Annotated in this window: 25 protein-coding genes; 8 read left to right on the forward strand and 17 right to left on the reverse strand. The window is 69.8% G+C overall.

Features of this window, described 5'->3' with window-relative positions; all coding sequences use genetic code 11:
* The first annotated feature begins 162 nt into the window (after positions 1–162).
* The 6 genes from JHL17_RS26665 to JHL17_RS26690 all read left to right on the forward strand — a co-directional run bounded on the left by JHL17_RS26665 (position 163) and on the right by JHL17_RS26690 (position 4,999).
* Positions 163–861, forward strand: coding sequence for a response regulator transcription factor (locus tag JHL17_RS26665; RefSeq protein ID WP_345773885.1), 699 nt, complete (start codon positions 163–165; stop codon positions 859–861).
* Positions 858–2,303 carry a sensor histidine kinase gene (locus tag JHL17_RS26670; RefSeq protein ID WP_200197708.1) on the forward strand — a complete coding sequence of 482 codons (1,446 nt, stop codon included), beginning with the start codon at positions 858–860 and terminating at the stop codon, positions 2,301–2,303. The genes JHL17_RS26665 and JHL17_RS26670 overlap by 4 nt, the downstream gene beginning before the upstream one ends.
* 64 nt (positions 2,304–2,367) lie before the next feature.
* Positions 2,368–2,583: a hypothetical protein gene (locus JHL17_RS26675; RefSeq protein WP_200197709.1), complete on the forward strand. Its 216-nt coding sequence runs from the start codon at positions 2,368–2,370 to the stop codon at positions 2,581–2,583.
* A 57-nt stretch (positions 2,584–2,640) separates the two neighbouring features.
* Positions 2,641–3,204: a cytochrome b gene (locus tag JHL17_RS26680; protein ID WP_200197710.1), complete on the forward strand. Its 564-nt coding sequence runs from the start codon at positions 2,641–2,643 to the stop codon at positions 3,202–3,204.
* A 162-nt stretch (positions 3,205–3,366) separates the two neighbouring features.
* Positions 3,367–4,224: a RadC family protein gene (gene radC, locus JHL17_RS26685; RefSeq protein WP_425599656.1), complete on the forward strand. Its 858-nt coding sequence runs from the start codon at positions 3,367–3,369 to the stop codon at positions 4,222–4,224.
* Positions 4,225–4,339: 115 nt separating this feature from the next.
* Positions 4,340–4,999, forward strand: coding sequence for a YcbK family protein (locus tag JHL17_RS26690; protein WP_200197712.1), 660 nt, complete (start codon positions 4,340–4,342; stop codon positions 4,997–4,999).
* A 116-nt stretch (positions 5,000–5,115) separates the two neighbouring features.
* Here JHL17_RS26690 and JHL17_RS26695 read toward each other — a convergent pair whose 3' ends face one another.
* Positions 5,116–6,066: an MBL fold metallo-hydrolase gene (locus JHL17_RS26695; RefSeq protein WP_200197713.1), complete on the reverse strand. Its 951-nt coding sequence runs from the start codon at positions 6,064–6,066 to the stop codon at positions 5,116–5,118.
* Positions 6,067–6,264: 198 nt separating this feature from the next.
* Here JHL17_RS26695 and JHL17_RS26700 point away from each other — a divergent pair, with 198 nt between their 5' ends.
* Positions 6,265–6,783, forward strand: coding sequence for a lysozyme family protein (locus tag JHL17_RS26700; RefSeq protein ID WP_200197714.1), 519 nt, complete (start codon positions 6,265–6,267; stop codon positions 6,781–6,783).
* Positions 6,784–6,789: 6 nt separating this feature from the next.
* On the opposite strand, the gene JHL17_RS26705 is transcribed toward JHL17_RS26700, so the two are convergent.
* From JHL17_RS26705 to JHL17_RS26780, 16 genes are all read right to left on the reverse strand, one after another.
* The gene (locus JHL17_RS26705) at positions 6,790–7,191 is read right to left on the reverse strand and encodes a hypothetical protein (RefSeq protein ID WP_200197715.1); all 402 of its coding nucleotides are present in this window, start codon (positions 7,189–7,191) and stop codon (positions 6,790–6,792) included.
* A 20-nt stretch (positions 7,192–7,211) separates the two neighbouring features.
* On the reverse strand, positions 7,212–8,393 hold the full coding sequence (locus JHL17_RS26710) for a type II secretion system F family protein (protein ID WP_200197716.1): 1,182 nt from the start codon (positions 8,391–8,393) through the stop codon (positions 7,212–7,214).
* Between the two features lie 12 nt (positions 8,394–8,405).
* A complete protein-coding gene (locus JHL17_RS26715; RefSeq protein WP_200197717.1) occupies positions 8,406–9,935 on the reverse strand; it encodes a type II secretion system protein GspD in 1,530 nt (509 codons plus the stop codon).
* Complete coding sequence (locus tag JHL17_RS26720) at positions 9,923–10,444, reverse strand: hypothetical protein (protein WP_247893840.1); 522 nt, start codon at positions 10,442–10,444, stop codon at positions 9,923–9,925. The genes JHL17_RS26715 and JHL17_RS26720 overlap by 13 nt, the downstream gene beginning before the upstream one ends.
* Positions 10,445–10,584: 140 nt before the next feature.
* Positions 10,585–11,319 (reverse strand): hypothetical protein, encoded by a 735-nt coding sequence (locus JHL17_RS26725; protein ID WP_247893841.1) that lies wholly within the window; start codon positions 11,317–11,319, stop codon positions 10,585–10,587.
* A 161-nt stretch (positions 11,320–11,480) separates the two neighbouring features.
* On the reverse strand, positions 11,481–11,945 hold the full coding sequence (locus JHL17_RS26730) for a hypothetical protein (protein ID WP_200197719.1): 465 nt from the start codon (positions 11,943–11,945) through the stop codon (positions 11,481–11,483).
* Between the two features lie 213 nt (positions 11,946–12,158).
* Positions 12,159–13,688 carry a GspE/PulE family protein gene (locus JHL17_RS26735; RefSeq protein WP_200197720.1) on the reverse strand — a complete coding sequence of 510 codons (1,530 nt, stop codon included), beginning with the start codon at positions 13,686–13,688 and terminating at the stop codon, positions 12,159–12,161.
* Entirely contained in the window at positions 13,676–15,328 is a 1,653-nt protein-coding gene (locus JHL17_RS26740; protein ID WP_200197721.1) for a hypothetical protein, read from the reverse strand. Before JHL17_RS26740 ends, JHL17_RS26735 begins: the two co-directional genes overlap by 13 nt.
* Before the next feature lie 147 nt (positions 15,329–15,475).
* Positions 15,476–16,135 carry a hypothetical protein gene (locus JHL17_RS26745; protein ID WP_200197722.1) on the reverse strand — a complete coding sequence of 220 codons (660 nt, stop codon included), beginning with the start codon at positions 16,133–16,135 and terminating at the stop codon, positions 15,476–15,478.
* Between the two features lie 560 nt (positions 16,136–16,695).
* The gene (locus tag JHL17_RS26750; protein WP_200197723.1) at positions 16,696–17,241 is read right to left on the reverse strand and encodes a HupE/UreJ family protein; all 546 of its coding nucleotides are present in this window, start codon (positions 17,239–17,241) and stop codon (positions 16,696–16,698) included.
* A gap of 68 nt (positions 17,242–17,309) precedes the next feature.
* Positions 17,310–18,392, reverse strand: a complete 1,083-nt coding sequence (locus JHL17_RS26755; protein ID WP_200197724.1) for a hydrogenase large subunit — start codon at positions 18,390–18,392, stop codon at positions 17,310–17,312.
* Positions 18,389–18,904, reverse strand: coding sequence for an NADH-quinone oxidoreductase subunit C (locus JHL17_RS26760; RefSeq protein ID WP_200197725.1), 516 nt, complete (start codon positions 18,902–18,904; stop codon positions 18,389–18,391). Before JHL17_RS26760 ends, JHL17_RS26755 begins: the two co-directional genes overlap by 4 nt.
* On the reverse strand, positions 18,901–19,401 hold the full coding sequence (locus tag JHL17_RS26765; RefSeq protein WP_200197726.1) for a 4Fe-4S binding protein: 501 nt from the start codon (positions 19,399–19,401) through the stop codon (positions 18,901–18,903). The genes JHL17_RS26760 and JHL17_RS26765 overlap by 4 nt, the downstream gene beginning before the upstream one ends.
* Positions 19,402–19,411: 10 nt before the next feature.
* Complete coding sequence (locus tag JHL17_RS26770) at positions 19,412–19,840, reverse strand: NADH-quinone oxidoreductase subunit B family protein (RefSeq protein WP_200197727.1); 429 nt, start codon at positions 19,838–19,840, stop codon at positions 19,412–19,414.
* Between the two features lie 12 nt (positions 19,841–19,852).
* Complete coding sequence (locus tag JHL17_RS26775) at positions 19,853–20,827, reverse strand: respiratory chain complex I subunit 1 family protein (protein ID WP_247893842.1); 975 nt, start codon at positions 20,825–20,827, stop codon at positions 19,853–19,855.
* 11 nt (positions 20,828–20,838) lie between these two features.
* Positions 20,839–24,636: a proton-conducting transporter transmembrane domain-containing protein gene (locus tag JHL17_RS26780; RefSeq protein ID WP_247893843.1), complete on the reverse strand. Its 3,798-nt coding sequence runs from the start codon at positions 24,634–24,636 to the stop codon at positions 20,839–20,841.
* Between the two features lie 248 nt (positions 24,637–24,884).
* On the opposite strand from JHL17_RS26780, the gene hypA reads away from it, so the two are divergent.
* Positions 24,885–25,223 carry a hydrogenase maturation nickel metallochaperone HypA gene (hypA, locus tag JHL17_RS26785; RefSeq protein ID WP_200197728.1) on the forward strand — a complete coding sequence of 113 codons (339 nt, stop codon included), beginning with the start codon at positions 24,885–24,887 and terminating at the stop codon, positions 25,221–25,223.
* Positions 25,224–25,255 lie beyond the last annotated feature (32 nt).

Below are 25,255 nucleotides of genomic sequence, written 5' to 3' on the forward strand. Positions count from 1 at the left end.
TGCTGCGCCGGAAACGCCCACCGGCGAAAGAATGGTCCCGGCAGGACCGCCCCCGGGATTTCGCCCGCCACAAGCCGGGAGCCCCATTCCGTGGCCGGCTTGCAGTCGCCGGACAAAAGGCGGAGAGTCGCGGGCACCGCCTCCCGCCCATCGATTCCGGAAGTGACCCACTTGCGGCTGCTGCTGATCGAAGACAACCGACGGCTGGCGTCCTTGACCGCCGAGGGGCTGCGCAAGGCCGGCTTCGCCGTCGACCTCGTCCACAACGCCGAGGATGCGGCGGCGGCCCTGGCCGTCGCCGGCTTCGACGCCGTGCTGCTCGACCTCGGCCTTCCCGATGCCGACGGGCTGACGCTGCTGTCGGCGCTGCGGGCGCGGGCCGACAGCACCCCGGTGCTGATATTGACCGCCCGCGACGGCGTGGACGACCGGGTCAGGGGATTGAACCTGGGGGCGGACGACTATCTGCTGAAGCCCTTCGCGCTGGAGGAACTGGTCGCCCGCATCCGCGCCCTGCTGCGCCGGCCGGGGGCGGCATTGGGCATGGTGCTGCAACAGGGGAACCTCGCCTTCGATTCGGCCGCCCGGCTGGCGACCGTCGGCGGACGGCCGCTGGAGCTCAGCCGGAGGGAGCTTGACGCGCTGGAGCTGCTGCTGCGCCGCGCCGGCCGGGTGGTGTCGAAGGCGGCCCTGGAAAACGGCCTGTACGGTTTCGGCGACGAGGTCGGGTCGAATGCGGTCGAGGTTCTGATTCACCGGCTGCGCAAGCGGCTGCAGGCCGCGGGGGCGACCGCTGGCGTCCAGACCCTGCGCGGCATCGGCTATATCCTGACCGAAGTCCCGGCGGAAACCGGGACATGATGGCCCGCCCACCCTCCCTCCTGGCATCCATCGCCGGCTGGCTGGTGCTGGTCACGCTGCTGGCGGTCGGCACCACGGCGCTGCTGCTGTATGTCGAGTTCAAGGGCACGCACGACCGCATGCGCCAGCGGACCCTGTCCGGTGTCGCCCGCGTGATCGAAAAAGCGGTTCGCGGGCCTGACGGCGGCGGGACCGACGGCCGGCTGAACACCACCCTGCCCGACTCGGTCCAGGCGATGCTGCGGGTGAACGCCGCCTCCTTCGCCGTGATCGACGGCGACGGCCGGCTTCTGCTCGGCTCCGTCGGGGTGGAGAGCCCGCTCGATCCCACCGCGACGGAACGGCCGCGCAGCGTCTTCCGGGTGCCGGCGCAGAATGGCGAACCGCCCCTCTACGGCCTCAGCCACCGCATCGTCGTCGGCGGCCGGCCATACTGGATCCAGGTGGCCTCCGGCGAGGAGGAGCTGCACATCGAATGGCTGCTGGAGGAGTTCGTCGAGCATTTCGGCTGGATCTGGCTGCCCTTCGCCCTGGTCCTCATCCTGGTCAACCTCGTGATCATCCATCGCGGCCTGCGGCCGTTGCGCCGCGCTTCCGCCCGTGCCGCCGCGATCGGTCCGGACAGCGTGTCCGAACGGCTGCCGGAACAGGACATGCCGCGCGAGGTGCTGCCGCTGGTCCGCGCGGTCAATCAGGCGCTGGATCGGCTGGAGGCCGGCTACGAGGCCCAGCGCGGCTTCATCGCCGACGCCGCGCACGAGCTGCGCACGCCGCTGGCGGTGCTGGATGCCCATCTGGCGCTGATCGGCGCCCCGGGCGCTCCGATCCGCCCGGATGTCGCCGGCATGGCGCGGCTGGTCGACCAGCTGCTCGACCTGGCCCGGCTGGACGCCCTGCGGATCGCCCCCGACGCGTCGGTCGATCTCGCCCAGCTTGCCGTCGAGGTTTCGACCCATCTCGTCCCGCTGGCGCTGGGCAAGGGCCGGCTGATCGAGGTGGTCGGAGACGACCGGCCCCTGGCCGTGCGCGGCGCCCACGACCCGCTGTTCCGCGCCCTGCGCAACCTGGTGGAAAATGCCGTATGCCATGCCCCATCCGGCAGCACGGTCAGCGTCGAGCTGGCGGTTTCCGCCGCGGGCGAGCCGTTGCTGCGGGTCGTCGACCACGGCCCCGGCATCCCCCCGGCCCTGCGTGCCCGCGTGTTCGAACGGTTCTGGCAGGGCAGCCGCGACCGTGACGATGGCGCGGGAGGCACCGGGGGGGCCGGCTTGGGGCTGTCCATCGTCGCGCGCACCATGGCGGCGCATGGCGGCGGCATAGCGGTCGACGACACCCCCGGCGGCGGCGCTACCTTCACCCTGCGCTTTCCGCCGCACGCTCCGCCCATGCCGCGGCGAACCGACGCAGTCCGGCCGATTCCGGCTGCCGTCGGCCCCCCGTAAGCCACATGTAAGCTTGGCAGGATAGACCGGTGGGGAACCCCCGCCCCAGCCTGGATAACCGCCGATGCTGTCCGCCGCCTCTTCCGCTTCCCTGTCGCCGATGCCGTCCCCTCTCCGGAGCCGGCCGGCCGCTGCCTCCGCGCCCGGCATCGACAGCGACGGCGACCGCGACAACGACACCCTCGAGACTGCCGCCGCCCGGGCCGCCGAGTCGCGAGGCCCCACCTCCAGCCGTCCGGCGGATCCCAACCGGAGCCGCACCCTCGACATCACCGCCTGAGACATCGCCGCCTGAACGGCGGCGCGGCACGGCTGCCTTTCCTCCGGAGTTCTTCCGATGACCACCACCTACAGCGCGACCCAGAAAACCCTGCACTGGCTGATCGCCCTTCTGATCGTCGGCGTCTATCTGCTGACCTTCGGCGAGGATTTCTATCCGCGCGGCGACCCGATGCGCGCCACCATCTGGTGGCTGCACATCTCCTTCGGCCTGGCTCTCCTCGGATTGGTGCTGGCGCGGATCGGGCTTCGCCTCAGCCGCGGCACGCCCGCCCTGCCGCCGGAGATGACGCCGGTCGAACGCGGCGCCTCCCACGCCGTCCATCTCGGGCTCTATGCCCTGATGCTGGCGATCCCGCTGGTCGGGGTCGGGCTGACCTGGCTGCGCGGCGACACGCTGTCCTTCTTCGGCCTGTTCACCATCCCCTCCCCGGTGGCGGCCGACCGCGAGCTCGGACGCTCGGTGAAGGAGATTCACGAGCTTGGCGCCAACCTGATCCTCGCCCTCGCCGCCCTGCATGCGGCGGCGGCGTTGTGGCACCATTTCATCCGCCGCGACAACGTCCTGACCCGCATGCTGCCGGGGCGGGGTGGAAACAGCCAAGCCGGCCTCGCAGACTGAACCAAGGGGTTATTTCTCCACTGGCGCGAGCGTCATCCCCTGTCCGCTCGCGCATCGGGAGGATATAATCATCGCCTTACATATGCATGGCGATGACCGATGGCAGGACGCAAGACGACAGGACGCAGCCGGAATGCCGGAAGCGCGGGAAGCGGAACGGAAATGGACGACGCCGGCCTGGGCACCGGAATCCTGCCATTTCCCGACCAGCCGACCTCGGCTGCGGAGACCGGCAGGACCGTGGTGGAAAACACCGCGGACACAGTCCCCGCCGACCATCCGGTCGCCGAAGCCCCGGTCAGCGAAAGCAACGACGAGGCGGCCGACGACGATCCTCATTACCTCGACCATCGCGAACGGCTCCGCCGCCGCTTCCTCGACCGCGGGCCCGACACGCTGGACGATTACGAACTTTTGGAAATGGTGCTGTTCGCCGCCAGCCCGCGGCGCGACGTCAAGCCGCTCGCCAAGTTGCTGATCCGGACCTTCGGCGACCTGTGGGGGGTGGTCAACGCTCCTCCCGAACGGCTGCGCGGCCTGAAGGCGGAAGGCGTATCGCTCGGCACCGACAATGCCGTCGCCACCGTGCGCATCGTCGGCGCGGCGGCGCTGCGCGCCTTGCAGCAGCGGGTGATCGACCGGCCGGTGCTGGCGTCCTGGCAGGCGCTGATCGACTATTGCTCCGCCGCCATGGCCCATGAGCCGACGGAGCAGTTCCGCCTGCTGTTCCTCGACCGCAAAAACACGCTGATCGCCGACGAGGTGCAGCAGCGCGGCACCATCGACCATACCCCCGTCTATCCGCGCGAGGTGGTGAAGCGCGCACTGGAACTGTCGGCCGCCGCCGTGATCCTGGTCCACAACCACCCCTCCGGCGATCCCACCCCCAGCCGCGCCGACATCGAGATGACCAAGGAGATCGTCCGCGCCGCCAACGCCGTCGGCCTCGTCGTGCACGACCATCTGGTGATCGGCAAGGGCGGCCGGCACACCAGCTTCAAGGCGCAACGGCTGCTTTAGGTCGGTCTTCCCCTGCCAGCCATGCAGCCGCGCCATGCGCCGCCACTTTGCATTTGCGAATCGGTCGCCATTTTGTTGACCTGACGGTGCCCCGCCGAAAGAAACGACCGACCGCATGTCCTCCTCGCCCCTCTCCCTGAAGCGCCGCAGCCTGCTGATCGGGTGCGGCGCCCTGGTGCTGATGTCCGGCCGCGCGCTGGCCGCCCCCGCCGCCCCGCGCCGCCTCAGCCTCAGGAACCAGAACACCGGCGAGACCTTCGACGGCCCCTACCGCGACGCCGACGGCCCGCTGCCCGACGCGATGGCCGATTTGGCCAAATTCCTGCGCGACCACCGCGCCAACAAGGAAGGGCCGGTCGACGTCGGCACGCTGGACTTCCTGGCCGACATCCTGGAGGCGGTGGGCCAGTCCAAGGCGACCGTCCTGTCCGCCTTCCGCACGCCGGAAACCAACGCCATGCTGGCCGCCCGCAGCCTGGGCGTGGCGGAGCACAGCCAGCATCTGGTGGGCCGCGCGCTCGACGTCACCCTGCCGTCGCGCCTGCCCGATGCCCACCGCAGCGCGCTCGACCTGAAGCGCGGTGGCGTCGGCTGGTATCCGCGCTCCCACTTCCTGCACATCGACACCGGACCGCTGCGCAGTTGGGAGATGTTCGGACAGAACCTCGACGGGCTTTTCGCCCCCGGCGCCCGCGGCACCCGCCTGCGCACGGTGTCGCAACGCATGAAGCTTCACCGCGCGCTCGCCCGCCGGCAGATGATGGGCCGGAACTGAGGCGGGGTCGTCGGGTCCAGGATTGTTGTTCCCGGGATGAGGACTCCCGTCATCCTCGCAAAGGCGGGGCTGACAGGAGTCCTGTGAGTAAGGCCCCTTGACCCGGGGAACTGGCGTCAACCCTCCAATTGCCGCCACATCTCCAGATCGCGCTCGGCGGTCCAGATGCGGGGGTCGGGATGCTGCGTCGCCTCGTCATAGGCGCGGGTGACGTTGAAGGGCATGCAGTGGTCGAAGATCACCCAATGGCCGAACTTCGGCTTCAGCGCGGCATAGGTGTCCTTGTAGATCGCCCGCAGATCCTTCTCCTCGGCGACCCCCTGCTTGACCAGCTCGAACAGTTCGCTGGTGAAGGCGCGGGTGCCGCGCAGCCCTTCCTGCACCTGCTCCGCCGTGGTCAGGGCGGCGCCGCGGCCGGGCACCAGCTTCTCCGGCTTCAGCGCGGCGAGGGCATCCAGCGTCGCCGGCCAGTGGGTGAAATAGGCGTCGCCGCAATAGGGGGTGGCGCCATATTCGACCAGATCGCCGGAGAACAGGATCTTCTGCTGCGGCAGCCACACCACCGTGTCGCCCTTGCTGTGGCCACGGCCGAGTTGCAGCAACTGCACCTCCAGCGCTCCCAGCCATAGCGTCATGTGGCCGCGGAAGGTGATGGTCGGCCAGGTCAGGCCTGGGACGGATTCGACGGCGCGGAACAGGCGGGGGAAGCGGCCGATCTCGCTTGCCATGTCGGCTTCGCCGCGCTCGACGATCAGGTCGCGGGTGTCCTCGCTGGCGATGATCTGCTCCGGCGCATAGCCCGACGCGCCCAGCACGCGCACCGCATGGTAGTGCGACAGCACCACATGGCGGATCGGCTTGTCGGTGACCTCGCGGATGCGGCGGATGACGTCCTGCGCCATAACCGGCGTCGCCTGGGTGTCGATCACCATCACCGCATCGTCGCCGATGACGACGCCGGTGTTGGGATCGCCCTCCGCCGTATAGGCATAGGCGTTGTCCGACAGCCTGTCGAAACTGATGGTCTTCTCGTCCAGGTCGGCGTGCGAGGCGAAGTTCTTGGACATGCGGTCTCTCCACAGGCGCGGCCGACGCTTCCAACCCTCAAGGGTGGACGGCCCTCATTGATCCGTTGGGCCAACCATATCGTTGCATCTGAAACCATGCAATGCGTTTGCCGCGACAGGTACGGCCTCGCCCGATTAACCGGTTGTTAGGCGCCGGCGCCGCTTCCTTTCTCGGTCGGATTGTGTGGGAGGCGTCGGGTGAAGCGCTGGGTGCGGATCGATCTTGCCGGCATGCTGTCCAAGGCATTGTTGGCGGCGGCACTGCTGACGGCCGCCCTGCCGGCCCTGGCCGACCGGCCGCCGAAGGGCATCGCCGCCGTCCCGCCGCACTGCCTGGACATGGCGGCGGTGGAATGGCAGGTGCCGGCCGACGCGCTGCGGCTGATCCTGGCGGTGGAACAGGGGACGCCCGGCGCCTGCTCGGCCAACAGCAACGGCACCAAGGATTGCGGACCGGGGCAGATCAACAGCATCTGGTTTCCGGTGATCGCCGCCGGCCGCGTCCCGCCGGAGGTGGTGCAGCAGGCGCTGACCTTCGACCCCTGCTACAACATCCGGGTCACCGCCTGGATCCTGCGGCGGGAGATCGACGCCGTCGGCTGGGAGAATTTCTGGACCGCCGTCGGCAATTACCACAGCCGCACGCCGGAGTTCCACGCCCGCTACCTGCGGCGCGTCATCGAAGCCGCCAAGTCGTTGTCCGCCCAACCCAAATGAGCTTGGCTAAAGCGATTTCCGCGTCAGCTCCACCTGCATGCTGACCTTGCCCCCTGGGCCCCCTGGGCCGCCGGGACCGCAGGACAGGCCCATGCAGAAATAGGACAGCGTCATGTCCGGACAGAAGGCCAGCAGGCCGGACGCATCGGTCAGCGAGGTCCGCTGGTCGACCGCCTCCGGCAGCACGACGCGCAGTCCCTCCGGCATCACCGTCAACTCTCCGCCCATCCGGCGGGCGGTTGCCAGGCAGACCGCCTCCGACCGGCTGCCGCCCTCGGCCACCGACTCGCCCAGCAGATAGCTGCGGATATGCATGGCGGCTCCGACTCCGGCGAACAGGACGCCGCAGACCGACAGGGCGATGCAGGCGGTACGGGCCGATCCGGGGGCGAAGAGGGGGCCGGGCATGGCGTTGACCTGTCGTGATGTCAGAAGGGTTGCCGGGCGATGTGCTCGGCGAGCTGCAGGATGGGCACGATGGTCAGCCCGAACATGACGATGCCGGCCACCCCGACCACCACCACCGACAGGCCGCGCAGGACCGGTTCCGCCACCGTGACGGCGTGCAGGTAGAGGTCGCGGTACTGCTCGGCCAAGGCCGACAGGCTCTGCGCCAGTTCCACCCGGTTCTCCGCCGCGGCGATGGAGGCGCGGTCGGTACCGGGCAGCGCCCGCATGGCGTCGGTCCAGGGCAATCCGGCGGCGACCGCCCGCGTCGCGCCCCTGAGGTCGGCGGCCAGGGCACCGGCAGGCGCGCCGTCCGCAGTCAGCCGCAACGCCCGGTCGATCGGCACGCCGCCGGCGACCAGCAGCGACAGCTCGCGGAAGATCACATGGTGCTGGATGCCCAGCGCGATGTCGCGGTAGAGCGGCATCCGCATCACCAGCCGGTCGACCCGCTCGGGCGCCGCCCGCCGGCCGATGGTCGCCAGCCCGCCCAGCAATGCCAGCACGGCCAGCACCGCCGCGACCAGCCCGGTGGTCAGGTTGGACAGCAGATAGACCCAGTCGACATTCACCTCCTCTCCCGCCCGCCGGAACACCTCGGTGTCGAGCAGGAGCGGGGTCAGGAAGAAGGAGGTGCCGACCATCACCACGCCCGACGTCACGACATAGAGCACGGCCAGCGCCAGCCCGGAGCGAAAGCCCTGGCGGGCTCCGGCGATCTGCCGTTCGAAGTCGGCGGCGGTGCGCAGCGCCGTCGGCGTGCCCTCGCCGAAGCCGCCGGCCCGCACCAGCGCCACCAGCACCGGCGGAAAGCTGCGCGGCTGGCGCAGCATGGCGTCGGCGAGGTCGTCGCCCAGTTCCACCGAATCGGCCATGCGTTCGGCGGTGCGCCGGATGCGCCCGCGGAAGGCGGCGGCGATGCGGCGCAGCGCCTCGGCCAGCCCGACCCGCGAATCCAGCATCGCCGCCAGCCGGATGAACAGGATGTGCCGCTCGTTGCGGTCGAGCGGGCGGCCCCAGCCGCCGACCTTGAGGCGGCGGCGCACCGACAGCACGCGGCCCCGGCCGCTGATGGCGTCGCGCGCGCGGCGTTCGTCGGCGGCCTCGACCTCGATGGAGCGGGCCCGTCCGCCGGCGAGCAGCCTGACCTCGAACCACACCATCGCCGCCGCCCGTCAGCGCGCCGCCGGGCGGAAAACCGTCACGGTCGGCCGCAGGATCAGGAAAAGCGCGTCCTTGTTTATGTCCTGCGCCTGCTTGCCGATCACCCCCTTGTCGATCGCCCCGCGCGTCACCGTCGGCTGGTTGCCGCTGAAGCCGCGGCTGTCGGTCTGCAGGCCGCCCAGCACCACCGTGTTGCCGGCGACCACCCGGACGATGTCGTTCAGCGCCTGCTCCTGCGTCACCGGCTGGGTCAGGATGCCCACCTGGTTGCCGGCGTTGAGGTCGCGGAACTCGATCAGATTGTTCAGCAGCAGGTTCAGGTCGATGGTGACGATCTGGTTGTCGGCGTCGAAATGCGGCGTCAGCTTGATGGTCAACCCGGTCTGCACCGTGCCGGTCTGCGCCGACCCCACCACCCCCGGCGAGTTCAGCGCGGCGGTCCCGGTCGCGGTGGTCGCGGCGCCCAGCCCGCCGACGGCGGTGACGCCGACCCCGGTGACATAGGGGATGGTCTGGCCGCTGCGCAGCGTCACCTCCGCCCCCGACAGGGTGTGCACCTCGACGTTCTGGCGGGTGTCGGTGTTGCCGAACTTCGACAGGAAGGAGATGGCGCCGGCGACGTTGAACACGCCGCTGACCCCCAGCAGGGTGCCGGGGCTGGCGATGTTGACGGAGATCGGCGCCTGACCCGCCGACGGCGTGTTGCCGAGGGTGCCGTTGACCGTCGTCCCGGTGGTGGTCGTGGTGGTCCCCGATTGCAGCCGGTTGAACTGCAGGGCCAGCGCGTTCCAGTCGAAGCCGCTGGCCGACTGGTCGGTCAGGCCCAGGCTGACCACCGCCAGCTGGATGCGCACCATCGCCATGTTGCGGTGCAGCCGGTCGACATAGGGCTGGATCACCTCACGGTAGACGGTGGGCGAGGCGGAGAAGACCACCTGCCCGCCGCGCAAGGACTGGGTGATGTCGGTGGCGCCCAGCGTCTTCAGGTCGGTCATCACCGAATCGATGACCGCTTGGTTCTGCGGGACGGTGAAGGCGAAGCGGTCGCGGTTGCTGAGGAACAGCGTGCCGTTCTGCCACCACGTCACCACGCCCATGCCGGTCTCCAGCACGCCGGCCAGATCGACGAAGCTGCCGGTGAAGGCGCGGACCGGCAGGGTCTGGCGCAGCATGGCGGCGCCGTCGGTGCCCTCGAACCGGGTGGCGACCGGCACGCCGGAATAGGTCATCATGCTGGTCAGCCGGTCCAGCGTGTTCTCGCCCGACGGGAAGCTGACCGAGATCTGCCGCGCCGCGAGGCTGGCCGGCAATGGCTGGCGCAGGGATTGGGCGACCAGCATCCCCTGCCCCACCGGCACCTCGGTCACCGCCGGGGAATTGTCCTCGGTCAGGCGTTGTTCGGCGGCGGCGACCACGGTCTCGCGCTTCGGCAGTTCGCCCACTTCCGGCAGGGAGCAGCCGGCCAGCGAACCGGCCGCCAGCAGCCCCAGCACGGCGGCGGCACGGGAGCCGGCCTTGCGGGCGGCGGTCATCTTGCGCATGTGGCGGGTCCCCCGCCCGTCGCCGGGAAGGCGCGCGGGTCGATCAGGAACGGCGTGCCGGCGCGGTCCTGGAAAAAGGCGCTGCCGTTGAGGCAGCCGACGAAGGTGGCGCCCGACGGCACCAGATCGGCCGCCGTCATGGTGGACCCCGGCATGTTGGGCAAGGGCGGCAGCGGCGGCGCACCCGCCGGGCTGCCGGCCAAGGCGACCCCCTGCCGGCGCCCGCCCGGCGGCAGGACTCCGGGAGAGGCGCCGCCGGGTGACGTCATCCGGCGGGCCAGCGCATCCTCGACCGCCCGCGGCAGGACACCGTCGCGCGACCGTCCGTCGAGTGCATCGACCATCGCCTTGGCGACCCGCTCCTCCAGCCCGGAGACGGCGGTGTCGATGCGCTGCTGCAGGCGCCGTTCCAGAGTGTCCTGGCGTTCTTTCGGCGGCAGGAAGGGACTTTCCTCCGCCAGCGCGGCGGCAGGGAGCAGCAGGGCAGCCGACAGGACCGCCGCCAGCAAGGCCGATCCCGTCCTCCGCCCGATCATTCCGGAAACCCGGTGCGCCATCATTCCCGCCCGCTGGTTGCGACCATCCGGTCCGGCGGCAATACTCCCAGCGCTATGCTTGAGAATGGGTAAATTCGCGGCTCCCCGGAGCATCAGCGGGCACCCGCAGTCTGGCCCGCGATCTCGATGGTCCACTTGCCGTCGCGGTATTCCAGCTTGCTGACGTAATTGTCGGGGCCGATGGCGGCCAGCGCCGCCTCCCACTGCCGGTGCGGCATCTGCTCCAGGGTCAGCGCCTGCGGTTGCGGCACGCGGTGGGGCGACCAGTAATACAGCCCGCCGCCGGTGGTCAGCAGCCCCAGCCCTGCGGCGAAACCGACCGAGGACAGGGCCAACGGCACCGAGACCGGAACCGACACGCGCCGCATCCGCCGGGTCGCCCGGATGGTGCGCAGCCGGACCTGATCGGCGGTCACCCAGGGCGGGATCATCACGCCGTAGGGCTTGCCGTCGACCGGCACCGTCGGGCGGATCGCCGCCATCTGAAGCTGGACCTGCCGGCTCTTGGCCTCGGGCAGCAGCCCGCCGACCGGACGCCCGTTGCGCACGGTCAGCTCGAAGACCCGCCGCCCCGACGGCACCAGCGCGATGCCGCCGGGATTGGCATCAAGTTCCGTCACCAGATCGGGCAGGAAGGAGCGGCCGGGGCCGCCCTCGTGAATTTCATAGAGGAATCCGGTCCACAGCGGTTCGACCGCATACCAGCAGCGCTCGGAGCTTCCCACCGTCCTGCGGGCGAACGACCGTGCATAGGCGAGGGCGTCGCGGCGCTCCACACCTTCCAGGAAGCCGTACATGACGTTGGTCGCGAGACCGCCGTTGCCCAAGAACGCCCCTGCCTTCCCGACTCATCGAAAGAGGTGGCGACCCTCCACCCAAGCTACCACGCATGGGCAGGACGCCGCAGCATGTCTATGCCCGCCGGCGCCCCATGGTCAATGGCCGCCGCCGAAACAACTTTGGCGCAAACAGGGCCGGAACCGCAGGCCTAGCGCGCCGCCCGCTGCATCCAAAGGGTGGCGGCGACGGTTTCCGCCGGCTCTCCCCCCGCTCCGCCGCAGCTTCGCGTCACCTCGTACAGGCCCTCCGGTCGGCGGCTGGCGAGGGAGGTCAGCGCCCCCGTCACCGGATCGGCGGCCCCACGGGACAGCGGGCCGGACAGGCAGAACCAGATCCCCCCCGCCTGCACGCCATAGGACCAGGACAATCCCGAGACCGCGGCGGGCAACGTGCCGAAAGCCGGGAACAGCGCCGCCTGCCATCCATCTGCGGGCGGCGCCGTACCGCCGCTGGCCTGCCGGCTGCGATAGGCGCCCTCCAGCACGGAAAATCCGGCATCCGCCTGCGAGGCAAGGCGGCTTTTCGTCATCGCCGACGGGTTGACGTACTGGATGCCGCCCGCGACCACCATTCCCATCAGGGCAAGGGCGAAGATCGCCTGGATAAGGTTCATCGCTTGATGGATCTCGGAGCTTGCGAAATTCCATGAGGCTTGAGGCGCATCGCATCCGCTCCGATCACGAGTTCTCCTCGGCCGTCATTCCCGCGAAGGCAGGAATCCAGCAAACTCAAGGGTGCAGACACGGAGACGCCTGGAACCCCGCCTTCGCGGGGATGACGGCCGAGAAGCCCCCCTGAAATCTCGCAGCCTCTCACGCCTTCGGCCTCACTTTTTCGGCCGCGGCGCCGGCATGCGCTGCTCCATGCCCTTGGCTTCGCTGCCGAAGACCCGGCGCAGTTCGGCCGCCGTGGTGATGCCGGCATGGAACTTGGCGACCGCATCCTCGTAGAGCGACGGCCAGTTCCGCCCGCCTCTGGCCGCGGCGACGACGGCGGCGGGATCGTCGAACACCGCGCATTCGCTGACCGCCGTCCGCCCGGCATAGCCGGCATTGCCGCAAGCCGCGCAGCCGGCGCCATGGCAGGCCCGGCAGAGGGTGCGGACCAGCGACTGCACCAGCACGCCGCGCAGCAGCGACTTGATGTCGTGGGTCGGAACGCCGAGATGGCGCAGCCGGTCGATCGCCCCGTTCACCGATCCGGTATGCAGGGTGGTCAGCACCATATGCCCGGTGTCGGCCGCCCGCACCGCGATCTGCGCCGTCTCCTCGTCGCGCACCTCGCCCAGCACGATCACATCGGGGTCGGCGCGCATGAAGGTACGGACGACCCGCGCGAAGTCGAGCTTCACCGCCGGGTTGACGTTCACTTGCCCCGTATAGGCCATGCGGTATTCCACCGGATCCTCGATGCTGTAGATGGCGCGGCCGAGCCGGTCCATCTCGCGCACGGTCGCGGTCAGGGTGGTGGACTTGCCCGAGCCGGTCGGCCCGCAGACGAGGCACAGCCCATGGCGCCGGTCGACCGCGCGGCGCCAGTCGCCGACATGGCTGATGCCGAGCGTGTCGAGGTTCGGCTGCACCCGCTCGACATCCAGGATGCGCAGGACGATGATCTCGCCGTCCACCGACGGGACGGTCGTCACGCGCAGGTCGACCGGGCGGCCGCGATGCTCGACCTCGAAGCGGCCCTCTTGCGGCAGTCGGCGCTCCGCCAGATCCATGCCGGAGCGATCCTTGATCCTGGCGACGATGGTGGCGGCGGTGCCGGCCGCCGTCTCGTCCATCAGGCGGCGGATCCCGTCCACCCGCAGGAAGATGCTGCAGGTCTTGCGGCGCGGCAGGATGTGGATGTCGGATGCCCCGGCTTCCACCGCACGGGACACCAGCTGTTCCACCGGGTCGCTGTCCTCCAGCCCGGCCTGGGCACGGCGGACGCGGTCGAGGAATTCGTCGAACTGGTCGGGGACGAAGCTGCTGAAGCGCACCGTCCGTCCGGGGTAATAGCGGGAAGCCAGCCGGCCGGCCACCGATTCCTCATGCAGGGTGGCGACATGCACCGCATCGTCGCTGAGCCCGGTGACGATGATCGCATGGCGCTCCAGCAACGGCAGGGGGATCGGCGTCCCCCCCATCGCCTCCGGCGTTTCCAGCGCCGTCTCATGGCTGATCTTCGCCTCGTCCAGGTCCGCGCGGGCAAGGAAGCCGTTCCGCACCAGGATGGCGCCCAGGCTTTCGCCGGTCACCCTCTGCTCCGCCATCGCGGCGTCGAGGATGCCGCGGGTCACCAGCCCCTTGCGCAGCAGGTAGCCGGCCAGTTCCTCGCGGAAGGCGGCGGACGGCTTCAGGACCGGCATGTCCAGCTCGCACGGTTGGCGACCGAGGGGATGGCCACGCCCGACGCGGCGGCCCCGGAAACGGCACGGGCGCCCTCGCCCGCCGTCATCTGCTGTCCCGTCTGCTGGGTGAACAGCGCCCCCTGGGCGCAACGGCCGCCCGGCGCCGACCAGATGTGGCTGTTCGGATCCGCCACGGCATGCGACCCGCCGAGATCGAGGACTCCGGCGCTGCCCGGCCGGGCCGCCGGGCCGCCGATGACGGAGGACTTCATCTCGAGCTGGCCGTTCTCGATGACGATGCCGAAGGGCGTGCCGTTGTCCACCGCGACGTCGGTGCGGTCGAGGATGGCTTGGCCACCGCCGCTGCGCAGCGCCGCCATCGGCAGGCCCCGGCCATGGACCTGCAGCCGGGGGCGCCGGGTCTCCGCCGTGAAGATGACGCCGGCACCCAGCGAGGACACCAGCGCGCTGCGCCCGGCCCCCACCGTGACCTCGACCGTCGCGTCGCGGAACAAGGCGGTGCCGCCATCCACCAGGACACCGTCGCCACCGGGAGCCGACACCGCCAGCCGCCCGCCGGCGACGTCCAGCCGTGCATGCGCCACCCGCAGCCCGGCGGCCCGGCCGGTGGAGATCGCGTTGTCGCCCACGAAGGTCAGCTGGGTGCCGGGCAGCGCCTCCACCGGCATTTCGAAGCCGATATTCTCGATCCGGACGTCGGTCGGCAACCGGAGCGCCACATCCGGCGGGTTGGTCGCCACCACGACGCCCGGGCCTTCCGCCTTCAGCACCAGACGCAAGGCCCGGCCGCCGCCGTTCGGATCGGCGGCAAGCGCCTGCACCTGCGCTGCCGGCAGTTCATGCCGCCCGGGAGCGAGGCGCAGGACCATCGTCGCCGGCCGGGTCGCCTGCCAATGCCCCAGCGCGGCCGACAGCGTCATGGCGTCGCCCTGGCTGGTCCCGGTCGCATCGCCCTGCGCGGCCGGGGCGACATGGCGCGTGACCGTCGCCGAGGCGGCCAGGGCGGCGAGATCGGCCGAGGCCCCGCGGGTGACGGCGACGGCGCTCCCCTCCGGAACTTCGATCCTGCCATCGCGGAAGGTCAGAGCGGCGCAGTCCGGCAGGGTCGTCGAGCCGATCGGCGGTGCCACGACCGCCGCGATCACCCCGGCACGGGCAAGTTCCGCTGGAGGGGCCGGGGCCGCCGCCACATAGCTGCGTCCACCGCCGGACACGCCCGCCGGCCAGGAAGCCGTACGCAGTTGTGCCGCCGCCCGATCCGCCGCCGGAGCGAACACGCAATAGCCATAGACCGCCCCCCAGGGCGTCCGGGTGCCGGGCATCAGCCAGCGTGGCAAAGTGCCGGCCGGTTGCGCCGGTTCCTTCGCTGCGGCCTTGCGCCCCGCCGCCTCGGGCTTCGCGGATGATGCGGTCGCCGGGCGCGACGGCGGATCCTCCGGCGCCGGCGGGCTGGCGACTCCGTCATTGTCGAGCACACGCAGATTCGCCTCGACCAGGGCCGCCAGCCGGTGCATGTCCGCCGCGCTCCGTTGCGCCTGGCTGACCCGGTTCGACGCCTCGACCATGGTGTAGGCGGTGTAGCCGGTCGTCGCCACCAGCGAGATGGCCATGATGGCCATCAGGATCAGCGATGTCATGGCACGGCCTCCAAATCGGGCCCACTCTATCCCGCGGCCGGGCCCCGGACCAATCCCGTTGCCGCCGTCTCCCGAAAATGGCACGGAAACGCCCCGGCCGTGGGGGCCGGGGCGTTTCGGTCGGGAACAGGGCTATTCAGGCGTTGCTTAGAACTTGTAGTAGGCGATGTACTTGTTGTTGTCGCCGGCGATGCCGGTCACGTTGTTGAAGGTCACCGCCGTGGCCGTGGTCACCTGGACGCAGCCGAACTTGTAGCCGGTGAAGGCGGTGTTGAAGGCCGCCGGGGTGGCGACCGTCAGCGTCAGGCCGGTGCCGGGAACGGCCAACGTGCCGGTGGCGCTGATCTGGCCGCCGGCGCGGGCGATTTCCGTGCACTGCGACAGGGCGGTGGTGCCGAGCACCAGGAAGATGCCGCCGTTGGCGAAGCTGGTGAACTGGGTGACGCCGGTCGCCGTCGCGGTGTTGGTCAGGTCGAGCGTGTAGGCGCCGGCGGCACCGTTCCAGGTGGCGGAAATCGTCGGCGCGGTCGGCACGGCGGCGAGATAGCCGGTGTTGATCAGGTCGGTCTGCGTCGCCGCACCGGACATGGTGGGGAAGGTCGCGCCCGCGGCGCCGAGCGTCGTGGTGTTGCCGTTGCTGCCATACAGCGTCCAGGCGGCGTCGACCTGCGACAGCGCCTGGATGATGCCGACCGCGGCCGCCTTCGGACCGGCGGTGGTGAAGGCGCTACCCACGTAGAACACACCGGCGGCTCCCATCACCGCCGTGAGGGCGACCGAAATAATGACGGTCAAAATATTGAACATTTATGTCTCCTGGGGAGGCCGGCACACGGCTCGTGGTCGCGCGACAGGAAAATTGCCCCCAGCCCCTTCCCGGCTTGGCGGCCCTCCACCTGTCTGGCTTTTGTCTCAAACAGGTTCATTGTAAATGCGTTTATGAGGCGTTAATTTCGCGCGCCCGTTGATTTGCGGGGCAGTTAAAAACTCATCGCCACTCCTTGTTCGCTGGCCTTCGATCGAGTCGGCGGTCTTCCGACGCGGCAACCCCGTCACAGTCGCTGCAATTGGGCAAGGGGAGCACAAGGATCGGGACGGCAAAAAGCCTGCCAAGCGTCGGCTCGGCAGGCTTTTCGAAGATTTGTCTGCGGGGACGGGATTTGGCCTTCACCGAACAGGATTCCCGCACCCGCGGCGTGTCGGATGACTCCTGGACAAATCGATCTCCGGCAGATCCGGCATGGCTCATCAACCAGATGACCAGTCTCGGCATGCCGGTCCCGGAAATCCGCCTGATCAATCCGCCTGATCGCCTCCCCCGGACGAAGCGTGCATCGCCTGCAAGGCGAAGCATGTATCGCCGCCGTTTACGCCGCCGTCGGCCGCGCCGAACGCCTGGCGACACCACGCCCAATCGCCATGGCGGCAATGCCGGCGCCGTGCAGCAACACGGTGGAAAGGATGAATCCGGCGCCGAACAGCATCGGCTGGGCGGTTGCAGGCATCTCGGCGCCATGGGCATGGCCATGGAACACAGCGAAGACACCGACCAGCGCCATGCCTGCGGAGACCGGCACCCGCTTGTTCAGGAGGACCAGCAGGCCCAGCACCGCCACGGATGCGGCAATGCCTGCTTCGACCATCGGGACTTCGATGCCACTCATGCCGGCGAGGGCCCCGCCGGTCAACATGGTGACGAAGGCAACCGGCAGCATCCACAGGGCCCGGCCACCCGTCTGGGCGGCCCAGAGGCCAACCGCAACCATCGCCAACAGATGGTCCAGGCCGCCGAGCGGATGGAGGAAGCCGGCAAGAAAGCCCATCCCGTCCGCATGGCCGGTGTGGGCGGCTGCCGGCAAGGCGAGCGTCACGACCGCCAAGCCGGCGAGGCCGGCGGAGAGCAGCTTGTTCATCGCGTGTATCCTTATATGGTCTGAGAGAGCCCGCCGCCGAAACGGACGACGGCCTGCGGCCGAGCGGATCAGCGTTCGGTGCAGGAGATGCAGGGGTCGATGCTGTTCACGATCAGCGGGATGTCGGAAATCCGGTTGCCCTCCATCATGACGTGCAGGGCGTCCCAGTTCATGTAGCTCGGCACCCGCCATTTCAGCCGCTCCGGCTTGTCGGAGCCGTCGGTGCGCAGGTAGTAGATCAGCTCGCCGCGCGGGGCTTCCGACTTGGCGATGGCCTCGCCTGCCGGAATGCGCGGCAGGCCGCCGATGGCGATGGGACCGTCGGGCATGTCGCGCAGGCATTGCTGGATGAGGTCGATGGCGACCTGCACCTCGCGCAGCCGCACCAGCGCCCGCGCCCGGACGTCGCCGCCGGTCTCCGTCACCACCGGCACGTCGAGCCGGTCGTAGGCGGCATAGGGCGCCTTGGTCCGCACATCGTAGGCGATGCCCGAGCCGCGGGCGACCGGCCCGACGACGGCGTAGTCCAGCGCCTTGTCATGGGGCAGCACGCCGACCCCGACGGTGCGCAGGGCGATCATGGCGTTGTTGCGGTAGATATCGAGGATCTCCGCCAGATCGGCCTTCATCCGCTCCATCTGCTGGGACAGATAGTCCTGGTTCTTCGCATCGAGGTCGTAGCGCACGCCGCCGATGCGGTTGGCACCCAGATCCATGCGGTTGCCGAAGATGGTCTCCTTGACGTCCTGCGCCACCTCGCGCGTTTCCATGACATGCATGAACAGCGAGTCGAAGCCGATGATGTGCGCCATGATGGCGACGTTGAAGAGGTTGGAGGCGACGCGCTTGATCTCGTCGGCGATGACGCGCAGGTAGTGCGCCCGCTCCGGGATGCGGATCCCGGCGATGGTCTCCAGCGCCGTGCAGTAGGTGGTCGGGTGGCTGTTCGAGCAGAGCGAGCAGAGCCGCTCCGTCAGGGTGATGTTCTGGTAGAAATTCCGCTGCATCGTCAGGTATTCGACGCCGCGGTGGACGTGGCCGGCGTTGATGTCGACCGACGCGACGGTCTCGCCGTTCACCTCGACCTTGAAGTACATCGGCTCTTCGAGAGCGACGTGGAGGGGACCGACCGGGATGGTGTAGGTGGTCATTGTTCGTCTCCGGTCTTGGCCATGATCCGCTCCCACAGCGTCTTGGTGCTGGCGCTGTTGACCATGGCGGAAAAAGGGATCAGCCGGTCGAGGACTGCCGGATCCACCGTTGCGTCGACGAACAGGCGGCGCGGGTCGGGGTGGTTGCGGACCCGGATGTCGTAGAGTTCCATGAACTCCCGCTCGTTCCAGTCGGCGTTGCGGAAAAGCGGGGTCAGCGAGTCGATCTCCGCCCCCCGGCGCGGCAGGCGGACGGTGGCGGTCAGCGTGTCGCCGTCCAGGTCGAAATGATAGGCGATCTCCCGCACCGCGGCGTCGGGATCCTTGGGCTGGTAGGCGGTGATGGTGCTGAGCCGCCCGCCGGCCTCCTTCACCGCGGCGGCGAAGGGCAGCAGGTCGCCGGCCGCCTCCAGCACGCACCAACCGACCGTGACGCCGTAGCGGTCGGTGGCGCATTCGACGATCCAGCCGGGTTGGAGCCGGCCGATGAAGCTTCCGAGCTCGGCCTTCATGAGCGGCCTCCTGTCACGCCGGCCTTGCGGCGGCAATCGGGGCAGAGCGTCTGCAGATGCTCGATCCGGCGGTTGCCGGCGCGGTAGGCGAGCGCGGTCAGCGCCGGCACCGGTGCGGTCATCCGGCACCCGCATCCGGCACAGGCGGCGGGGGCGACCACGCCCTGCTCGATCATCGCGTACTTGTCCTGCTGGAGATGGGCGAGGTGCCAGTCGTCGGTCAGGTGGATGGCCTTGGTCTGGCAGTAATGCTCGCACAGCCCGCAGAAGGTGCAGGTGTTGTGCCATAGGGTGAAGCGCAGCCCCTCGTCCGTCTCGTCGAAATGGATCGCGTCGCCGGCGCAGACATGCGCGCACAGGCGGCAGCCGGTGCAGAGTTCCGGATCGAAGCGGATGCGGCCGCGCAGGCGCTCGGGCGTGAAGGTGTCGCCGAAGGGGAAGGCGTCGGTGGACGGCCCCCGGGCGAGGTTGCGCAGCAGAAGCATGAGCATGTTCATGACGGTACCCTCAAAGCCGTTCGCGCCAGACGTCGATCGCCTTCGCGATTCCCTCGATGATCGCCTGCGGGCGCGGCGGGCAGCCGGGCACGTTGACGTCCACCGGGAGGTAGCGGTCGATCGCCCCCGCCACCGCGTAGCTGTTGCGGAAGACGCCGCCGGAGATCGGGCAGATGCCGACGGCGACGGTCACCTTGGGATCGGGGATTTCCTCGTAGAGGCGGAGCACCTTGTCCTTGACCCGCAGGGTCAGGGGGCCGGTGATCAGCACGATGTCGGCGTGCTTGGGACTGCCGCAATACTGGCAGCCGAGCCGTTCGACGTCGTAGCGCGGGATGCAGGCGGTGGTCGCCAGTTCGACGTCGCAGCCGTTGCAGGAGCCGGCATTGATCCGGTACAGCCAGGGCGAACGCTGCGAGATGCGGGCGATGAAGCTCATGGCGGTTCCCCTTCAAGCGAGCGTCAGCACGGCGGCGAGGCCGGCGATCGCCAGCGCCTCGGGCCATTTGAGATAGAAGAGGACGGCCTGGTCGATCCGCATGCGCCCGATCGCGGTGCGCAGCACGGTGACGCCGGCCAGGCTCAGGACGCCCAGCTTCAGCAGATGGACGAGCAGGCCGGGGGCTCCGGCCGGCGCGGTCGGGAAGAACAGGGCGATGCCGAGGCTCAGCACCACCACCGCCTTCAGCGCCGACATGACCTTGAACAGGCCGAGCGGCGGACCCGAATATTCCAGCAGCGGGCCTTCCAGCACCTCCGATTCCGCCTCCGGGATGTCGAAGGGGGCGATGCCGAGATTGGCCGGGAAGAAGGCCAGGAAGGCGAGGAAAGCCGGCCACATCCAGGGATCGGCGAGGTAGGCACCGTGCTCCTGCTGATAGCGGACGATCTCCGACAGCGAGAAGGTGACGACGCCGCCCTGGGCCAACCCGGTCTTGATGGCGACCGTGACGAGGACCATCAGCAGCGGCCCCTCGTAGGCCAGCATCAGCGCCATCTCCCGCGAGAAGCCGATGGCGCCGTAGGACGAGCCGGAGGCCGAGCCGGCGATCATCAGCGCCACCGCCGGCACCGCCAGCAGATAGAGCACGACCAGCAGGTCGCCCAGCAGCGGGTCGGGATCATAGACCCCGGGGATCGGGATCAGCGCCGCCGCCAGCGCCATGCTGACGCAGCCGACCATCGGCGCCGCCAGGAAGACCGGCTTGCAGGCGATGTCGGGAACCAGCGTGCGCTTGCGGGCCAGCTTGACGAGGTCGAACAGCGGCTGAAGCAGCGGCGGGCCGACGCGGCGCTGCAGACGCGCCGCCAGCCGGCGGTCCAGCCCCTTCAGGACCAGCCCGACGCACAGGGCGAACAGGCCGCCGGGAAAGACGAGGACGGCGAAGAGAAGCGAAAGCGTGTCGGACGAGAGCATGTCGGGCATGGGCGGCCTCCTCAAGCCTGCGGCTTGGCGTGCAGGACCCGCCGGATCAGCCGCTCCGGCGTTTCGTAAAGGTTGGACGCGGTGACGTGGGAGAGAGCCGGGGCGATGTCGCTGACCCCGCAGGCATGGACGTGCGTGCGGATCGCGGCATGGCGTCCGGGACGGCCGTACCACCAGGACAGCAGGGCCAGCGGCACCGCCAGCAGGGCGATCACGCCCGGATGCCAGCCGCCCGGCAGGCCGCCGGCCCAGCTCGCCGCCACCGGCTCCAGCCCGAGGCCGGCCTGGACGGTGGCGATGGGGACCAGCAGCAGGCCGGGGAACAGGCCGGCGAGCACGCTGGCACCGGCCAGCACGCCCATCGGCACCAGCATGACGGCCGGCGCTTCGTGGATTTCCGCGGCCTTGGGCGTTTCCGCTCCCATGAAGGCGGCATGCGCGAACTTCAGCACGGCGGCCAGGGTGAACAGGCTCGACATCAGCGCCGCGAGGCCGAACAGCGGGTGCCCGGCCGCGAAGGCCGCCTGATAGACCAGCCATTTCGAGGCGAAGCCGTTCAGCGGCGGGATGCCCGACAGCGACAGGCCGGCGAACAGGAACAGCCCGAACGTCACCGGCATCCGCCGCCCCAGGCCGCCCAGCTCGTCCAGGCTGTGGACGTGGCTCTGGGCCAGGATGCAGCCGGCCGCCAGGAACAGGATGTCCTTCAGCAGCATGTGGTTGACGAGGTGCATCAGCCCCCCGGCGACGCCCAGCGGCGTGCCGAGCGACAGCCCGAGCAGGATGTAGCCGAGCTGGCTGACCGTGCTGTAGATCAGCAGCCGCTTGATCCCGGTCTGGATCATCGCCATCGCCCCGGCATAGAGGATCGTCAGCGCGGCGATCGACGCCAGCGCGTCGCTCAGGGCCGGCAGACCCGCCGCGGCACCCAGCCGGCCGGCCGCCGCAGCCCCGCCGACGGCGGTGACCAGCTTGAGCACGCCGTAGGGGCCGCTCTTCAGCAGGACGGCGGAGATGTAGCCGCTGACCGGCGTCGGCGCGGTCGCCGGGTGCATCTGGTAGTCGATGCGGACCGGCAGCATCGCCGCCTTCATCAGCAGCCCGGCCAGCACCAGCACGAGGCCGGCGGCGAGCGGACCGGCGGCCATGCGGCCATCAGCCGCGTCGGCCGCCGCCTTCGCCAGATCGGCGAAGGCGAAGCTGCCGGACGCCACCGCCAGGACCACGATGCCGAAGAACATCAGGCTGGCGCCGACGAAGTTGAAGATGAAGTACTTGAACCCCTCCTTCAGCGCGTCCTGCGTCTCCTCGTGGGCGATGACGGCGTAGAGGGTCCAGCTGCTCATCAGCTCCCAGAAGGCGAAGAAGCCGAAGCCGGTGTCGTTGCCGGCCAGACCGATCAGCCCGGCGACCATCAGGGTGAAGGCGGCGTAGAAGCGCCCCTGGGCATGACCGTGCGCCATGTAGCCGATGGCATAGACGAGGTTCAGCGCTGCGACGCCGGCGGTCAGCGCCGCGAACCAGAAGGACAGGCCGTCGAACCGGTCGGCCTCCAGCCAAACCGCGCCCAACGTCGCCAGCATCGCCGCGACGGCGAGCATGCCCGAGAGCCGGGCCGAGCGCAGCCCGGCGGCGAAGACGGCGAGCGCGCCCAGCGCCGCCACGGCGGACCCCAGCGGCCAGTGCATGGCAAGGTCGGGGACCGCGGCCAGCGCGATGCCGCCCCGTGCCGCCAGCAGGTCGGCCGCCGGGCGGACCAGCGCCAGCACGCTCTCCGGGAACAGCCCGCCCTGGACCACCAGCGCGGCCAGCGCGGCGACGGCGGCGAGCATCGGCAGCGGCGCCTCCGCCAGGGCGGGGCCGTCATAGGGCTCGAAGAACAGGATGCGGACGAGGCGCAGGTAGTAGAAGGCGCCGACCACGCTGCCCAGCAGGATCAGGGCGGCGACCGCGGTGTGGCCGGCGGCGACGGCGGCGTAGATCATCAGGAACTTGCTGACGAAGCCGCTGAAGGGCGGCAGCCCCATGATGGCGAGGACGCCGACCGCCAGACAGCCCGCCGTCACCGGCATGGCGCGCCCGAGGCCGCGCAGATCGTCCAGCGTCTTGCCGTGCCCACGCATCAGCAGGGCGCCGGCCGCCAGGAACAGCAGGCTCTTCATCACCGCGTGGTTGGCGATGTGCATCAGGGCGCCGGTCAGGGCGAGATGGGTGCCGAGCCCGAGGATCGCGGCGATCTCGCCGATCTGCGCGAGGGTGGAGTAGGCGAGCATCCGTTTCACCGTCCGCTCGCGGACCGCCATCGCCTCGCCATAGACCAGGGTGAGGCAGCCGAGCACGCTGACCGCCGCGCCGATGTCGAGCGACACGGCGCCGAAGCGCTCCAGCGCGCCGGCCCCGAACACCAGCAGCAGGATCTTGGCGATCCCGAACAGGCCGGCCTTGGTCAGGATGCCCGACATCGGCGCGGAGATGGAGGACGGTGCGACCGGATGCGCCTCCGGCAGCCAGGAATGCAGCGGCACCAGCCCGGCCTTGGCCGCGAAGGCGGTCAGGAAGGCGAAGGCGGCCAGCGCGCCGACCGTCGGCGGCAGCTCGCCGATGCGGGCGGCGATCTCCGCCATGGCGAAGGTGCCGAGTTCGGCATGCAGCAGCAGGATGCCGAAATGCATCACGTAGGCGCCCGAGGCGCAGATCAGGAAATAGATGAAGCCGGCCCGCAGCGCCTTGCCCGTCTGCTCGTGGATGACCAGCAGATAGGAGGTCCAGGTCATCAGCTCCCAGAAGACGTAGAAATTGCCCAGCTCATGCGCCGTCGCCACGCCCAGCAGCGAGCCGATCATCAGGAACAGCAGCAGCCAGTAGCGTCCGGCATTCCCGTCCCGCTTCATGTAGGCGGTGGAATAGACCGTCACCGCGAGGCCGATCCCGGCGAACAGCAGGGCGAACAGCCGCGACAGCGGGTCGAGGTCGGGCGCGCTCCACGCCGCGGCGGCGGTGGCGAGCGCCAGCAGCACCGCCAGCCAGTCCCGCGCCCGGACGTTGAAGCGGCCGACGCCGTAGAGCGCGAAGCCGCCGAGATAGGGCAGCAGCACCAGCGCCGACCACGGTCCCTCGAATTCCGGGATCGCATCGCCGCCGGCACCGGCGAGCCGTTCCGCCAGATGCAGGAACGGCTCGGGCCACAGGCTCATGACCACGGTGAGCGCCGCCAGCCCCGCCATGACCGGGACGGTCCAGGCGGTCCCGCGCTCCGCCTCCGGGTCGGTGGCGGCGGGAACTGCGTCGATGGACGGCCTGGTCAGGCAGACCCCGTGGATGATGAGGACGTAGTAGGCGGCCGCGATCATGCTCGCGAGCGTGCCGGCCGCGGCGAGCAGCCAGTCCCCCCGCTCGATGGCGGCATAGAGGATGAGGAACTTGCTGAACGATCCCTTGAAGGGCGACAGCCCCATCACGGAGAACAGGCCGAAGCCGAACAGCAGCGCCGCCAGCGGGAAGCGCGCGCCGCAGCCGGCCAGCCCGTCCAGCGTGGTGGCGCCGCTGCGGCGGATCAGCGACCAGGCCGCCACGACCACCAGGCCGCGCATGACCGCCTGGAAACCGAAATGCAGGATCGCGCCGGTATCGCCGGCAGCGCCGCCGACCCCGAGGCCGAGCAGCACATATCCGGTCTCCGCGAGGGCGGACAACGCCAGTGCCCGCGGCAGATTCCTGTAGTGCGCCAGCGCCAGCACCTCTCCGCCAAGGAGCAGGGCCGCGCCGAGCCACGCCAGCAGCGTGGCGTCCATCGCGCTTTGATAAACCATCGGCCAGCCTCTTCGTCTGCGCCTCGATTGCGTATGGCCGGACTTTAGGACCGGGGGCGGCGACCGTCTGTCAGGTGCCCGACAGCCGGGACGGCGGTTCGCGCATCCACGCCGCTTCCGGCCCGTGGCGGATTGACGCGGCGCCGGTTTTGGCCGCCTCGCGCCCCGGAACTGTCAGGGGGCCGACAGACGCGTTGTCCGACCGCCACTAACCTGCCCCTCAGGTTCAGACGGAAAGCGGCGGCACCATGCACGAGATGGCCATCGTCAGCAGTCTCATGGAAATCCTTCTCGAGCAGGCGGCCAGCCACGGCGTCACGGCCGTGAAGCGGGTCACCCTGAGGGTCGGGCGGCTGACGGCGGTGGAGCCCGGACAGCTCCGCGGCTGCTTCGAGCTGTTCGCGGAGGGAAGTTGCGCCGAGGGGGCGGAGCTGGTCATCGACCATGTCCCGGTGCGCGCCCGGTGCGGCGGCTGCGGCGCGCAGTTCGAGGTGGAGCGCTTCCGTTTCCACTGCCCCGATTGCGGCGGCGGGGACCTGTCGATCCTGAGCGGCCAGGAACTGCGCATCGAAAGCTTCGAGACCTAGCCTCCGGGAAATGGCCGGCCGGCAAGTGGCCG

This window comes from Azospirillum endophyticum (assembly GCF_016595245.1).
GTDB classification, from domain to species: Bacteria; Pseudomonadota; Alphaproteobacteria; order Azospirillales; family Azospirillaceae; genus Azospirillum; species Azospirillum endophyticum.